Origin of the sequence: Chamaesiphon sp. OTE_8_metabat_110 (assembly GCF_031382685.1) — a bacterium.
Taxonomy (GTDB): domain Bacteria; phylum Cyanobacteriota; class Cyanobacteriia; order Cyanobacteriales; family Chamaesiphonaceae; genus Chamaesiphon.
Genome location: NZ_JANMZA010000113.1, coordinates 1 through 14,527, shown reverse-complemented (window position 1 = coordinate 14,527; position 14,527 = coordinate 1). Strand labels below are relative to the sequence as shown.

At 48.3% G+C, this 14,527-nt stretch carries 18 protein-coding genes; 9 read left to right on the top strand and 9 right to left on the bottom strand.

Annotated elements, in window-relative coordinates:
* On the bottom strand, positions 1–370 hold a 370-nt coding region (locus tag RMO52_RS04065), incomplete at its 3' end, for an extracellular solute-binding protein (RefSeq protein WP_310411097.1).
* A gap of 161 nt (positions 371–531) precedes the next feature.
* Here RMO52_RS04065 and RMO52_RS04060 point away from each other — a divergent pair.
* Together RMO52_RS04060 and RMO52_RS04055 are read left to right on the top strand one after the other, a co-directional pair.
* Positions 532–1,392 (top strand): ferritin-like domain-containing protein, encoded by an 861-nt coding sequence (locus RMO52_RS04060; protein ID WP_309743755.1) that lies wholly within the window; start codon positions 532–534, stop codon positions 1,390–1,392.
* A gap of 124 nt (positions 1,393–1,516) precedes the next feature.
* Positions 1,517–1,780: a DUF2887 domain-containing protein gene (locus RMO52_RS04055; protein WP_309743753.1), complete on the top strand. Its 264-nt coding sequence runs from the start codon at positions 1,517–1,519 to the stop codon at positions 1,778–1,780.
* Here RMO52_RS04055 and RMO52_RS04050 read toward each other — a convergent pair.
* Both RMO52_RS04050 and rppA read right to left on the bottom strand, forming a co-directional pair.
* Positions 1,732–2,592, bottom strand: coding sequence for a sulfurtransferase (locus RMO52_RS04050; protein ID WP_310411094.1), 861 nt, complete (start codon positions 2,590–2,592; stop codon positions 1,732–1,734). The two genes, RMO52_RS04055 and RMO52_RS04050, sit on opposite strands and share 49 nt — an antisense overlap.
* A gap of 156 nt (positions 2,593–2,748) precedes the next feature.
* Positions 2,749–3,435, bottom strand: coding sequence for a two-component system response regulator RppA (gene rppA, locus RMO52_RS04045; protein ID WP_310411103.1), 687 nt, complete (start codon positions 3,433–3,435; stop codon positions 2,749–2,751).
* A gap of 234 nt (positions 3,436–3,669) precedes the next feature.
* Here rppA and RMO52_RS04040 point away from each other — a divergent pair, with 234 nt between their 5' ends.
* The 5 genes from RMO52_RS04040 to RMO52_RS04020 all read left to right on the top strand — a co-directional run bounded on the left by RMO52_RS04040 (position 3,670) and on the right by RMO52_RS04020 (position 7,359).
* Positions 3,670–5,376, top strand: a complete 1,707-nt coding sequence (locus RMO52_RS04040) for a serine/threonine-protein kinase (RefSeq protein ID WP_310411091.1) — start codon at positions 3,670–3,672, stop codon at positions 5,374–5,376.
* 116 nt (positions 5,377–5,492) lie between these two features.
* Positions 5,493–5,915 (top strand): ferredoxin, encoded by a 423-nt coding sequence (locus RMO52_RS04035; protein WP_310411088.1) that lies wholly within the window; start codon positions 5,493–5,495, stop codon positions 5,913–5,915.
* A gap of 49 nt (positions 5,916–5,964) precedes the next feature.
* Positions 5,965–6,330: a hypothetical protein gene (locus RMO52_RS04030; RefSeq protein ID WP_309744558.1), complete on the top strand. Its 366-nt coding sequence runs from the start codon at positions 5,965–5,967 to the stop codon at positions 6,328–6,330.
* Between the two features lie 126 nt (positions 6,331–6,456).
* Positions 6,457–6,726, top strand: coding sequence for a YggT family protein (locus RMO52_RS04025; RefSeq protein WP_310411100.1), 270 nt, complete (start codon positions 6,457–6,459; stop codon positions 6,724–6,726).
* An 84-nt stretch (positions 6,727–6,810) separates the two neighbouring features.
* Entirely contained in the window at positions 6,811–7,359 is a 549-nt protein-coding gene (locus tag RMO52_RS04020; protein ID WP_310411084.1) for a DUF456 family protein, read from the top strand.
* Between the two features lie 56 nt (positions 7,360–7,415).
* On the opposite strand, the gene RMO52_RS04015 is transcribed toward RMO52_RS04020, so the two are convergent.
* A complete protein-coding gene (locus RMO52_RS04015; RefSeq protein WP_310411081.1) occupies positions 7,416–8,651 on the bottom strand; it encodes a hypothetical protein in 1,236 nt (411 codons plus the stop codon).
* 229 nt (positions 8,652–8,880) lie between these two features.
* Here RMO52_RS04015 and RMO52_RS04010 point away from each other — a divergent pair, with 229 nt between their 5' ends.
* Positions 8,881–9,111, top strand: a complete 231-nt coding sequence (locus tag RMO52_RS04010) for a hypothetical protein (protein WP_309742506.1) — start codon at positions 8,881–8,883, stop codon at positions 9,109–9,111.
* 314 nt (positions 9,112–9,425) lie between these two features.
* Positions 9,426–10,484, top strand: coding sequence for a tRNA-dihydrouridine synthase family protein (locus RMO52_RS04005; RefSeq protein ID WP_310411077.1), 1,059 nt, complete (start codon positions 9,426–9,428; stop codon positions 10,482–10,484).
* Between the two features lie 385 nt (positions 10,485–10,869).
* Here RMO52_RS04005 and RMO52_RS04000 read toward each other — a convergent pair whose 3' ends face one another.
* The 5 genes from RMO52_RS04000 to RMO52_RS03980 form a co-directional block, all read right to left on the bottom strand.
* Positions 10,870–11,100: a type II toxin-antitoxin system HicA family toxin gene (locus tag RMO52_RS04000; protein ID WP_309738033.1), complete on the bottom strand. Its 231-nt coding sequence runs from the start codon at positions 11,098–11,100 to the stop codon at positions 10,870–10,872.
* Between the two features lie 5 nt (positions 11,101–11,105).
* Positions 11,106–11,339 carry a DUF1902 domain-containing protein gene (locus RMO52_RS03995; protein ID WP_309738034.1) on the bottom strand — a complete coding sequence of 78 codons (234 nt, stop codon included), beginning with the start codon at positions 11,337–11,339 and terminating at the stop codon, positions 11,106–11,108.
* 158 nt (positions 11,340–11,497) lie between these two features.
* Positions 11,498–11,989, bottom strand: a complete 492-nt coding sequence (locus RMO52_RS03990) for a hypothetical protein (protein WP_309738035.1) — start codon at positions 11,987–11,989, stop codon at positions 11,498–11,500.
* 535 nt (positions 11,990–12,524) lie between these two features.
* Entirely contained in the window at positions 12,525–13,823 is a 1,299-nt protein-coding gene (locus RMO52_RS03985) for a glutamyl-tRNA reductase (protein WP_309738036.1), read from the bottom strand.
* Positions 13,824–14,136: 313 nt separating this feature from the next.
* A partial coding sequence (locus tag RMO52_RS03980; protein ID WP_310411072.1) for a fructose-bisphosphatase class II occupies positions 14,137–14,527 on the bottom strand: 391 nt, incomplete at its 5' end.

The following is a 14,527-nucleotide window of genomic DNA, read 5'->3' as shown; positions in this document are numbered from 1 at the left end:
CTTTATTTTCACCCTTAGTTAGAACGGGATCGAGGTTCAACCAGGCATTCCTAGCCGCCAGTTGAATCGCAAAATCGGGATTGAGATTGACAACATCCGGTGCCGTTTTAGCACCCATCGCCGCTTGAATCTTGCCCTGCATTGCACCCCAGGGAATGTCTACCCAATGGACTTTGATACTAGGGTTAGCCGCCTCAAATTTACCGATCGCGTCCTTAAAATAATCATTAAACTTGGGCTGAAGCTCCATCGTCCAAAATTCTAATTGTGGGGTTTGGGTGGGCGATTTGAGACAACTCACCACGCCAGTTAGGAGCAATCCCAACAAACCACAAACCACAAACCGACGTAACTTAGCAATCTCAAACATTAACCTTAGCACCCTGCGATCGACATCAAGATATTATCAGCGATTGGGACGCTCGATCGGCTAAAATCGACGATTTTGACTGTAGTGCATTTATCTGTTCTCAAATGTAGACTACGTTACAATTCGTAAGTTAGCGTCCATGACTATCCCTCCAAAACATCATGACAGTTGCCTACCCTCGGAAATTTAACAATAGCCTTAGTGCCAGAGAGATCTTAGAGCGTGTTGTCAGCGATCGCGAAATTCACCTCATCACTCTCAATCGCTACCGCTACAACGAACAACGCAGTTGCAAAGATCTCACCGAATTAATCCAACAGCTCAATGGCAATCCTCCCGAATTGATTCGGGATCTGTCCCATCATATTAACGATGAATCCCGCCATGCGATGTGGCTCACCGATTTGCTCCTCGATCTCGGCGGCCCTCTCGATACCCCACCTGGAGTATCATATATCGATGAGTTCGAGCGGTTGATCGATCGGGAAACTTACACCACCCCCGAAGATGCCGTCATCGCGGCACTTGCAGCAATTAATATCACCGAAAAACGCGGCTGTGAATTCTTCTCCGCCCACATCCACGCGCTCAAAGCCGCACCCCAAACCGCCGAAAATATCCAGATCCGCGAAACGATCGAGAAAATCTTCCCCGAAGAAACCGGGCACGTCCGCTGGGGCAACCGCCAACTCGCAAAGATTGCCGCTCAAAGTCCCGCACACCGCCAAAAAGTCGAAGTAGCCAAACGCAAGTTCGTCGCGATCGAGCAAGCAGCCTTTGAATCTGGTATGGATATCATGTTCGGTGCCGAACTCCGCCGCGTCGGTAACTTGATGGATGTCGTTAACACCCTTCCCCTCTGGGAACGCCCTCAATATCTGATGGCGCGTCTACCCGAAACCATCCTCGATCCCGAACTCCAAAAAGTTCGCATCACCGCCGCTCAAAAAGCCTGGAGTCGCGATCCTCAAGCTTTTGTGACGCAATTTATTCCGATGTTTTTAAGTAATTCGGTGAAGTAGATGGGAGATGGGAGATGGGGGTGGTAGGTTGGGTTGAGCCAAGGCGAAACCCAACAGCATCGATGTCAATGACTGGTGTGTATCATCCATTAAATCTAGACTAGATTTAACGAAACATGGCTTGATGGTGTTGACGACGATCGAGAGTGAAGCCGCAACACTCGCGGCAAGAAGTCTTATCGAGAGATCGGGAGGCGAACGAACTATAATCGATTTAATCTCGACGATTATTGTTTACAAGTTTGGTAATCTAACTAGAGAAGAGATGGATGCGATACCTCCTTTTCAAACAGCCTCTTATGCCCAAGCTTTAAATGTCAACGAAATTGGTAATTTTTGTTACCCGTTTCCTGTTCTTACTTCATCCCAACCTTCTTCCCCTTCATAAGAAATCCAATCGCTCCAACTCCCTGGATACAACTTAGCGCCACTAATGCCAGCTAGTTCTAGCGAAAATAAATTCACGCAAGCTGTCACCCCCGAACCGCAGTAGACGATCGGCTCTATATTCTGCGAAATTGCCGTCCAACGCTGTTGTTGCTCCGCAATAGTTAAAGCAAACCCGTCTGGCGTAGAGACACCTTGCCAGGGATAATTGATGGCACTGGGGATATGTCCGGCAACTGGATAGATCGGTTCGGTTTTACCTAAATAGCGATCGGCTTCGCGGGAGTCGATGAGCAGATGTGCGGGTGAGTTTTGAATGGCTCTGACTCGACCGATATCTACGATCCAATCTGACTGGATCTGCGGCTGAAAGTTGCCAGGTGTCTGTGCTTGGGGTCGATCGCTAGTGACAGCGTAACCAGCTTTGACCCAATTAGTATAGCCACCATCGAGGAGGGCAACGCGCTCGTGTCCGTAATAGCGCAACAGCCACCACAATCGCGCGGCAAACCCAAATCGCGAATCATCATAAGCAATGACTAGCGTGTCAGCAATAATGCCCATCGCCGCTAATTTGGCTCCTAAGACTCGATCGTCTGGCAAAGGATGTCTCCCACCATGTATGCCCACAGGACTCGATAAATCGCGATTTAAGTCCAAGTAGCAAGCACCAGGAATGTGCGCTGTTTCGTACTGTTTTCTACCTAGTTCGGGGTCGCCTAATGCAAAGCGACAATCCACGATCGCGATTGGCGGAGTCGATCCTCGCTCTAGATAATGATGCAGCCATTCTGCTGTGACGATCGGAGACATATAGGACTTGCGAATTAATAAATGACAAATAATGAAATTCGATCGAGTGGGTGCTTAATTTGTGAGCGATAAAGTGGCTCAAACCTAGCTGGTGGGCACTGCCCACCCTACTGGATATTCCCTAAAGCCTAAAGCCTAAAACCTAAAACCTAAAACCTATCCCCTTCCCCCAATCCGATACCCCTTGCCATATACTGTCTGAATCAACTCCGGCGAACCGGGTAACTCAATTTTGCGCCGCAGTAGCCGTACTAGTGCTGCTAAAACATTGCTGCTGGGTGCGGAATTTTGCCCCCAAAGATGTGCTTGAATTTGGCTATGGGTGAGGACTTGCCCGGAGTGCTGCATCAGATAGCCCAAAAGCTGGGTTTCTTTTTCGGAGAGTTCGATACTTTTACCATGAACGTGGGCGAGTTGATTGCCGAGATCTAGCTCCAAATCGTCTACTTGAAGTTTCGATACAGTGGGACTCGGATCGACGGTTTGCACTCGCCGTAGTAGCGCACGCACCCTAGCTAGCAATTCTCGCAATTCAAACGGTTTGACTAGATAGTCATCGGCTCCTGCATCCAAGCCAATTACCCGATCGTCGAGCGTATCTTTTGCTGTGAGAAATAAGACAGGTGTTGAGTCGCCGCGATCGCGTAATTGCTGACAAATCTGCAAACCAGTCAAATGTGGTAACATCCAATCTAAAATCAACAAATTGTAGTTGCCTTCACTGGCTAATTGAGAACCCAGACGACCATCGGTCGCCACATCGACAGTGTATCCTTCCCGTGTCAAAAGTCTGCTCAACGGGTTTGTCAGAGCGGGTTCATCGTCAACAAGTAAAATTGTTATTTGAAGTTTATTAACCACAGGTGAACGATCCTGACTGATGCGAGGGTATGATAAGAGCGGTTAGAGATCGAAAATTGTCTGCAACCTGAGTTATTATCATCTCTATATTAAACATAGCTGGCTGACGATCGATTGCTTTGATGGTAACTCGATCCGATTCGAGAAAAGCCAGCAGTTTCAAAGGTTTTACCAATCACTCTATATCCTCCTTAGTTCAAGGCGTAAGTTCGGGTTATGCAACCACCAATTCCCTTGGGAACAGTGCTTCAACAGCGTTACCGCGTGACCAAAGTGTTAGGTCAGGGGGGGTTTGGGCGTACCTACTTGGCTCAAGACACGGGCTGTTTTGATGAGATGTGCGTACTCAAAGAATTTAGCCCCAACGATCGCGGTCGCGATGCGCTCAAGAAGTCTAAGGAGCTATTTCATCGCGAAGCTCAGGTATTATATCAAATTAACCATCCCCAAATTCCGAAATTCCGCGCTAACTTTGAAGAGCAAAAACGACTCTTTCTGGTACAGGAATATGCGGAAGGGAAAACAGTTGCCAAAACTCTGAGCGATCGCCTCAAAAAGAATACAACTTTTGCCGAAGCTGAGGCGGTAGAGTTTATCAAAAATATGCTGCCCGTGTTGTCGCATATTCACGGGATGGGAATCATTCATCGAGATATTTCTCCCGATAATATTATTTTTCGCGATCGCGATAAGTTGCCAGTTCTGATTGACTTTGGCGTTGTCAAAGCGGGTGTCACCCAATTAGAAGTATCGACCCAAATTCATCAAGGCACGACTGTCGGTAAAGCTGGCTACGCACCGGGCGAACAGCTCCAAACCGGAGAAGCTTATGCCAATAGCGACCTCTATGCCCTGGCTGTGACTGTGGTAGTGATGATGACCGGGCGTAAACCCGAAAGCTTGATTGATAAAAGTACCATGACTTGGAAGTGGCATCAATGGGTGCCAACCTTGACGCCGTGGTTTGCCAAAATTCTCAATAAAATGCTCAGTCGCGTGCCCAATAGCCGCTATCAATCGGCAATCGAGGTCGCGCAAGCGTTGCGATCGGTATCGGACTTTGTCGGCGTACCAGCGACGGCTGCTGAGTTCCCGTCAGGGACTTTCGTACCATCGAAGCCAAATAGCCGCTTACCACAGACCGCAGAGCGCCAATTATCAACCAACGGGCAAGCGGCGACCCCATTATCGCGACTCAAAAGACCGCAATCGACGCTTGGCAGCCGCCCAGCCGGGAGAACACTCCAGCCACCACCACAAAACCCCCTGCGCGGGATCTTGAGTACGCCATGGGGCATTGCGATGAGTTCGGCAACTGCCGCGTCGATCCTGATCGTCCTACCTATTTTCCTCATCAGTCGATCGCTCGCGCCCTCGGGCGGCGGTACGAAACCAGCACCAGTGCCCACAGCAGCCAGCACCCTGCCACCAGTGGTTGCCAGTCCGGTGCCACCAACACCCCCCGCACCCGTGCCGCCAGAAACAACTCCTGCCGCTCCCTCAGCGCCCGTAGCAGTGGCAGCGGAAACCCTGAATCTAGAAATTGGTAAACCCCTCATCAAAGAGGGCGTACTCAATGCTGCCCAACCGACAGTATTTAGTCTGAATCTACCAGTCGGGCAACAACTCAAAACGACATTGACAACTACGCCACCGGGAGCAACCATGAATATCCTCGCGCCCAATCAGGCGAATGTCGATGTCTATGCTAAAAGTACCCTCAACTGGCAAGGGACACTCCCGCTAACTGGAGAATATCGGATCGAAATTATCTCGCCACCAGACACTAGTGGCAATTACAAGCTCGAAGTCCTAACAACAGCATTACCTGCATCTGCTACCCCAACGATCGCACCAACGGCTGCACCAGCAGTTGCGCCAACGACTACACCAGCCACTGCGCCAACGGTGGCACCGAGATAGATAAGCTCACGTCGTACATCAGTAGATAAGAACTAATAAAACTTACTCCTAAGTACTATCCACTATTCACTATTCACTAAAACACAAGTAACTTTGTCTTAATGCAAGATGTAAGTATGACTGAACTTTCGCCCGATCCCACGCACGATCGATCTGTAGCCGTCGAACTAGCTGATACTGCGTCCAAATTGGGACTCGATCGGATCGCTCGACATATTTTAATTTGTGCAGACCAAACCAAACCTTTATGCGGCGATCGCGCCCAGAGTCTAGTGGCTTGGGATTATCTCAAGCGGCGACTGCGCGAATTAAAACTCGATGCCCCCGACGCGCCCCAGGGTTGTGTTTTTCGGACTAAAGCCAACTGTTTGCGGGTCTGTCAGCACGGCCCGATCGTGGTTGTCTACCCCGACGGTGTTTGGTATCATTCGGCTAGCCCAGCCGTCATCGAACGGATTATCCAAGAACATCTGATCGGCGATCGAATCGTCGAGGAATATGCTTTTTTAGTCAATCCATTCGAGTCGGTTGAGGAATAGTTAGGGGATAATTAGGATATAGTGACTTTACATTTGAGGAGAGCTAGTAATGAGTAACCGCGATGGATTTAGTGGTGGTTTTTGGTTGGGAACGCTGGTCGGTGGCGTAGTCGGCGGGATCGTCGGAGCTTCGATCGCCAATCAAAGAGCCAATCGGTTCGATGCCGATCCTGACAACATGCGATTATCAGGCGAGCTGGGCGAAAAAAGACCATTCAAATCCCGCCGGAACCGGACGCTCGATCGGATGGAAATGGCTCGCCGGAGCTTGGATGATAAGATTAGCGACTTAAACAACGCGATCGATTCAGTCAGATCGACGATCGGTCAAAATGCCGAAGATCCGCTCGATCGTCAAACCGAACCGCCAGCGGAAAACATTAAAACGCAACAATCCCTCGACCTTCATAGCTAATTACGATGCAGATCGGAGTGATGGTGACACGATTGAGTCGGTTAGTACGGTATGCCCAACAAGCCATAAATACCAGTCGATCGGTTAAAATAAGTGCAGCAAGTTTCCGATCGCACGATCGTTTTTATGGATAATACTCTCATCGCGCCCCTCCTAATTGTCAGCATTTCCAAGTTCCTGGAATATTACCTCTACATTTTATTCGCTCGACTGTTACTTACCTGGTTTCCAAATATTGATTGGATGCAGCAAATCGTCGGCTTTTTGAGTCCGATTACCGATCCTTATCTCAACCTCTTTCGATTTGTACCGCCGATCGGTCCACTCGATCTGTCGCCGATTATTGCGATCTTGGCCTTACAATTTGCCATGCAGGCATTGACTTTGCTTGGTTAACAGGCATTAGATCGTTCGATTTCCGCTCGATAATCGCCACTAATTATCATTCCGATCGCACCACCATTAACCGACACTGCTAACGTGACAACTACAACGCTAATTTATATTGCTTTACTGCTATTGACCTGCGTCGGAGTAATTGGATCTGTGGTACCCGTGATGCCTGGGCCAATTTTGATTTTGGGTGCGTCGATCGGCGCGGGATGGCTATATCACTGGGATAATGTCACAGTTTCGTTAATTGTCTCTAGTGTCGTCTTGGTAATGTGTTTCGCGATCGAGCAGTTATCGGGAATCTGGGGTGCCCAAAAAGCTGGCGCTAGTCATTGGGGTCAAATTGGTTCGATCGTCGGTCTGCTGCTCGGATTCATTGGGCTGCTGCCAGCTTTGCCAGTTGGTGGCCCCCTAGTCGGGCTATTTTTTGGGCCATTTATCGGCGCGGTTGTCGGTGAGTTGTGCTATCCCCGTCAGGTTGCCATTGGCGAACGCGTGAGTATCTCCGTTAAGGCTGGCGTGGGTATCGTTCTCGGCTCGGTTATCGGTTTGGTTATCCAAGGTTTGCTTTCCCTGTTTGCGGCGATCGTGTTTGCTACTACTACTTGGCAGTTAGGATTTGGCAACATCGGTTAAATTTTGACAATCTTCACTCGATCTTGCCGTTAGAGACAGCTATTTTCGGCGAATACTTATGGGTTACATGTAAATTGCACTCGATAAGAATAGAGAACTGGCTTATCTTTATCGATAGCTGGGCGACGTTTGTCTACTTCAGTTGCATCAGCAAATCCCGCTGTCATTGAAGTATCTAGCAATTTTTTGTTTGCTAAGGTAGCCGGATCGCCATCAACGTAAGGTTTTTCATTTTCGAGGATCGGCGAAATAGTTTCACCAATAATCGGGTCTTGCCCTTGACTTAATTTACCAAAGGCTACCATCATCACAATGAATGCGGGTTGCTTAACTTTTGGACAAGCAAAGCCTGGTGGGTACTGTTGAGTAATTGATTTTGGTGGATATGCCTTGAGATTTGGATATTTTTTGAGGTAATCTTGCAGCTTGATATTGGCAGCTTTTGTATATTTACCATAAAACCCACCACTGTTCCCCGTCGTGTTAGCTGGGTCGGCTGGTACTGTTGGGGTGGAGCTAGAAGGGTTGGTATTTGTCCCTGATGTGGTTCCTGATGGTTGCTGCGCTTGGCGATTATTAGAGTTATTTGCTGCTGGCGTCCGTACGGGTGGATTGTTGCCACCCCCCTCACCTATCTCACCATTTGACTGTGGCGTCACCGAGTTTTTAGGTTTTTTGGCTGGCGATCGATCGGTTACTGATGGTGACGTTGTGGGGGTTGCACCTGTTCGGCTCTGTGGCTTTTTTTTAGGTTTTTTGGCTGGTGGTTTATTCGTTACTGGTGGAGAGAGCGATGGCGTGGCGGCAGCACCTTTTCGGCTCTGTGGCTTTTGTGATTTAGGCGGAGAGCTAAAAATGGCATTGGGATCGAACAGCGGACTTACTGACTGTTTTTGTGGTGCTGCTTTTTGCTTTTTGCTTTTTGGTGGTTGGAAAAGTGTGCCGTCAGAAGGACGTAGTGGTGAGAATGGAATCGTCTGTGGTGCCGTCGAAATTTTGGTGGCGGGTGGTGGCGTTGCTGGGCTGGGGGCGACGCTGGGAGTCGGTGCTGGTACAACAGCCTGGGGCGTGGGGGCAGGGGGTGCTTGCGGGATGCGCTGGAGTTCGCTGGGAGTTAATTCGACGACCTTAACGGTGGTGGGGCCAACTTTTTGATCGTCGGGTTCCAGTTGGGTGAAAAAGGGCAAACCAGCGCCAATCAGGGTATGGAGGGCGAGCGATGCCACGATGGCGATCGCGGTCGGATCGAGTAAAATGTCTAAAAAGTTTTTGCGATCGGAAGATTGGTACATATTAACCGTAAACGTTAACTGTCAGACATGAGGATTAGGAGACGCTAATCCAACGAAGATCGATTCACAATGCCATCTCTACATCCGCATTCGATTCCCCGATACCTATTCTAAACTACATCATGCGATCGCGAGTCGTTCTCCATGGTGTTCGATGGACACTGGGCGAATTGCGACATTTTTTGTCATAATTATTAAGACATCTTAAATTTTTTGTATATTGTCACCAATGTTCGCAGCAGTTAAGTCTTTTCGACATAATCCCGTCCGTTGGCTGAAGCGTCGCTATCTGCGGTGGGTAGCACTGAGCTACTGGAGCTATCGCTGGCTGATAAGTCGGGGAATCGATCGACAGTTTGCCCAGGTGCAAATTTGGCGGGTAGCGGCGGGTTTCGATCTGGCGGCGTGGTTGCTCGCGATCGAAGATTCAGTTAAGCCAGAATACTGGGGCATGATGTAATTACTGCTGCTGTTGACGAGCAGATCGGCGGATCCAGTGACATAACCTACGGTGTACATACATCTTTTGTTAGAAGCGAAATCCCTCGGAATCCCCCTCAATCCCCCTTAGAAAGGGGGACTTTAAGAGCAAGCTGCAAGGTTGCGCTGTCTTGTCTCGCATAGGGGAACCCGAACAGTTCGCGCATCCGCTTTTAAGGGGGTTGGGGGATTCAGATCTAGAAACGGAGCAACAGCCGACTTGTCGGTACGCGGTAGATGACATAACTGGGGACGAGGTTGCGATTCATTAGTGAGCGTGTTTTTAAGGTTGATATGATACTTCTCAATGATATTCCTGCTCCTGCGTTCAGCTCTCCTGGGCGCTCGACTGTCGTGACAGCTTTGGCACCGATGCAGGATGTGACCGATGTCTGTTTTATGAATACGATCGCCAGTTATGGCTGTCCTGACTACTTTTTTACAGAGTACTTTCGGGTAAATGAGACTTCGCGGTTAGAAAAACCGATTTTGAGAGCGATTACCGAAAATACTACAGGTCGCCCGATTTATGCTCAAATGATTGGGGAGAGCATTCCCGATTTGGTGCGGACTGCGAAGTTATTAAGCGATTATCCCGTGGCTGGCATCGATCTCAATATGGGTTGTCCGGCACCTAAAATTTACCGGAAACGGGTCGGTGGGGGACTATTGCGCGAGCCGGAAAAGATCGATCGGATCTTGGGTGAGTTGCGATCGGCGATCGATGGTCGATTTACAGTTAAAATGCGGATTGGGTTCGAGGATACCAGTAATTTCGATCGGGTGTTGGATTCGATCGATCGACACGATATCGATTTACTCAGTTTACACGGTCGCACGGTCAAGGAAGGATATCACGGCAACGTTCACTACGATCGGATCGCTCACGCGGTACAACGTTTACGCTGTCCGGTGTTGGCAAATGGTAATGTTACTTCTGCTGCTAGTGCGATCGCGATTTTAGCCCAAACTCAGGCGGCGGGAGTGATGATCGGCAGATCGGCAATTCGCAATCCCTGGATTTTCAAGCAAATTCGGGAAGTATTAGCGGGCGAGCCGATGTCTACAGTGACGCTGGCTCAAGTGCGAGATTATATCGATCGGTTATACCAGATGCCCAAGGTACAAGCAGTCCAGTCAAAATCGCGCATCAGTCACCTGAAGATGTATCTCAATTACATCGGACAAGGTGTAGATCCAGATGGAAATTTCTTGCGAGATATGCGACGAGCGCAAACTGAAGCTGAAGTATTCGGGGTATGCGATCGTGAATTATTAACCCATCCCGATCGACTATTTGCCGACAATCCCTATCCAGGAGTATTAGCGCGTCCCAAATGCGAATCCTATTAGTTACATTAAAAAAGAGCGTTTCTGAATTAATGTAACGTGAGTTTCTCCCAGCAAAGAGGCTACGCCAACGAGTTGAGAAGAGCCTGGAGACTGAAGTCTCGGCTCACAATGCAAAGTCCGCCTGTCTGTCTTGTCTCGCTTCCATGGTCGGGAAACCCGACCGGAGCGAGCCGCTTGTCTTGCTGTCTTGTCGTTGTCTTGTCTTGACTGAAACGCTTAGCACGAGGAAACCGTCTAGCGACACGTCTTCGCCTACAGCGCGATTTCAGTCGCAAACCGTCGGGGAACAAAGGCGTGCGCAAGCCGCTACGCGGACTAATAAACCAGTCCGCGTAGGCGGACTTTGTACAAATAGCACCGATTTCAATCGAGTGCCACTGCTTTTTTAACGCGAACACTTAAGAAAATCATCCGTTTCGATGCCCGTCTGTTTGAGGATTTGGCGGAGCGTCCCTTCGGGCATATCCCCATTGTGGTTGGGGACAGTGGTATATTTACCACTATCATCATTGAACCAAATTTCGTGAGAGCCACAGGCTTGACGATCGAGTGCAAATCCATAGACTCGCAATACCTTGGCTACTTCACGATATCTGAATCCCGATAACCTGCCCATCCCACTTATCTAGTTACTACGAGAGGACAGTCAAATTCATCGGCGATCGCGGGGAAGTTTTCAACGAGCTGGTTGCGTTCTGCCATTGCCGCCAATAGTTGCTTGGCAACATCTTGAGCAATTTCTAGAGTCTCGGTAAGGCTGGGAGCTTGAGCGATCAATCCAGGTAAAGCGTCAGAAGTGGCTAGGTAGTAACCTTCTGGTAACTTTTCGATATGGACGTTAATTAGTCTTTCCACTGAATTACAATCGTGCAATTTTAAAATTTCGGTAAAAGGTTGGCGAAGATTCAATATTGAGGTACTCACTCTGCTGATACAGACGCTACACAATCGATGTATTTATATCTAAATTATGACATATCTGTTCGATCGCGACTGCTGGCAAGATCTGAAGATTAGTGTAATTTCAGTAACTTGGCTGACATATTTTTGTACTGAGTATCGGATATATTGTCGATCGATGTGCCTGCGGTTGGCGAACCCGTCAAAGTGGCAAGCTCCTGTAATAACAGTTGTTGTTCGTGACTGAGCGAGTGCAAGCGATCGACGATCGTCGCAACTCGCTCGGTGGGAGAACTTGATATCAATTGAGAGTCTAACCGATCGCCACTAGATTTAGTGTGCCCAAATAATCGTCGTACCCCACTCCAGATCCGGCCAAAAATCGGCTGAAGCAGCTTAAAGGGAGTCGTTAGTAAAAGTAGCCAGATTTGCTCGACACCCCGCCCGATCGCCCGAATTAGCCCCCATACAGACAAGATTGTCAGCAAGCCTAAACCTAAACTCCACAATGGATGAACACCCAGCCAGACTAGATAGGGATGTGCGCTCAGCCAATGGGTGAAATAATTACCAACTGCGCGATCGATCGATGCCGAAATGTCCATAACTAATCGTTAGCGGTTTGCAAGCAAATAAACTCTGAGTTAACCATCAAGCGCGTATTGTCTATCTTAACAACCCAATCTAGCTTATATCCTCAAATCCTTCGCCGTCGGGAATTTAGTACTATTTTTAACAAGTCGCTTTAGCAGATCGCTACTACATCTAACATCTCCAATAATTTGGAGAACTAATTAAACTCGATCGAATTCATCTGACATTTATGCACAAACTTTTAGCCTTAGTCAGCGGAGCGATCTGCTTATTTTCAGCCTCGATCGTATCAGCAACACCCCAACCCAAAAACCTCAAAGCTTTGCTCAATGGTGTCTTCAGGAAAAATCTTCACATAAAGATACTCGATATACGATCGATGTTTTAGTGACATATCTTACTAAAGGGAAATCAAATCACTGTCAAAGTTTTCCCAGTCAAGCCAGAGTCTATCTGTAAATTTTAGGCTCGATTGTTTCCAGGCTGCGCCAAGATCGATCTTAACTTAACTGCGATCGTGCTTCAATAAGTTCTCAAACCTACCGCCTAAACATTAGAATTCGCGCCAAGTTTTTCGCTGTTGAGGTTAAAGAGTACCTGAAGGGTGTGCATAGCTTTCCGGCGAGTATCGGTATCCTCTTGAGCGCGGAGTTGCACCATCGGATCTTGGAGGATCTTGTTTACAATCCCCTTGGTTAAGGCTTCGATCGCTTCTTGATGGCGTTCGCCAAATTCTGCGCCCAATCTCGATAGAGCTTTTTCTAACTCTTGGAGGCGAATTGTCTCCATTTTATCGCGCAAGCAGTTGATCGTGGGGACAGTTTCGAGGAGTTGCCACCAGCTCGTAAAGTTTTCGACTTCTTCATCTAAGATGCCTTCGGCTTCTTGAGCCATTTGTTGACGGCGTTCTTGATTTTGAGCGACGACGGCTTTGAGATCGTCTACGTTAAAGGCTTGGATATTGGTTAAGTCGTTGACATCGCTATGGACGTTACGCGGTACGGAAATATCAAAGATCATCAACGAGTGATGCGGATCGAGGACTGATTCTAATTTCGCCGCATTTAGTAACGGCTCTGTCGCCGAGGTACTCGTAAACACCAGCGTCGAAGTCGAAATCGTCGTCATCATCTCCGTCATTGGTTGGAGTTGCAGATCGATCGCCGTAAACATCAGTTTAAGTTCTTCGGCGCGTTTGGGCGATCGATTTAAGATCGTGATATCTGTCGCGCCTTTGGAAATTAGATGCTGTACTAGTAACCTAGACATTTTACCCGCACCCAAGATCGCAATCCGATGGTTGGTAAAATTGCTGACTTTCATGTGTGCCAATTCTACCGCCGCCGAACTGATCGACACCGCACCCGTACCGATACTCGTCTCGGTGCGTACCCGCTTACCCGCAGTCATAGCTTGACGGAATAACCGATTGAGGATCGAACCCATCCCTTTGTACTGCTGTCCGATTTTGTGGGTTTGTTTTACTTGAGCTAAGATTTGCCCTTCGCCTAATACCAGACTATCCAAACCACCAGCCACTCGCATCAGGTGCATCACCGCATCTTTGTGCAGGAGCATAAATAAATGCTGCTTGAGATCTTTGAGCGGGATCTTACTAAATTCTGACAGAAATTGGATCGCATCTTGAACGCCGCGATCGGCTGTAGGCGTGACGATATAGATTTCTAAGCGATTGCAAGTACTGAGGATCGTTGCTTCTTGGATGTGGGGATAATTGCAAAGGGTTTGAATCGCCGCTTCCATCTGCGTATCGGGAACGCTAAGTTTTTCGCGGATGTCTACAGGTGCGGTTTTGTGACTCAAACCGATAACAGCAATATTCATATCTGCTCCGCGTTCAAAAAGTGAGGATTTTTAGAGTTTTGTTATTTAAGTTACGGACATGTAACCGCCGACAACGCAGTATATACCTAAGTGCGTTGTGCCGTCCTAACGGTACGCTATCTTAAGTCATTGTATATAATCGCTGTCTATCTTGCTCTAATCCCAGTCAGTTGTAAATGCTTTGTTATGGATCTTCACTCCAGTGGATAGTGAATAGTGAATAGTGGTTCAGAGGCACAAAGTGCATTTGAGAGGTTTTATTTAGTAAATCCTCACTCCCAAATACTATCCACTATCCACTATCCACTAATCCCTAGTGCAGGCTGACAGTCTGAGGCTTACCACTCATGTGAATGGTATCGACGAACCGAGCAGTTTTGGACTGACTGGAAATAACCAGAGTATGAGTCCGCGCACCACCTTTGAAGAAGTTGACGCCGTTCATGATATTTCCAGAAGTAATCCCAGTACCAGCAAACAGGACGTTTTGACCGCAAGCTAATTCTTCAGCGGTGTAAACTTTGTCTGGATCGGTAATCCCCATTTCTTTGAGTCGAGCGATGTTAGCTTCTTTGCTTTCACCGATCAAGCCAGTTTTGACAACTGCGGGATCGTAGATTAGTTGTCCTTGGAAGTGAGCGTCCAAACACCGCAGAGCAGCGGCGGAGATCACACCTTCAGGAGCCGCACCGATACCCATCAGC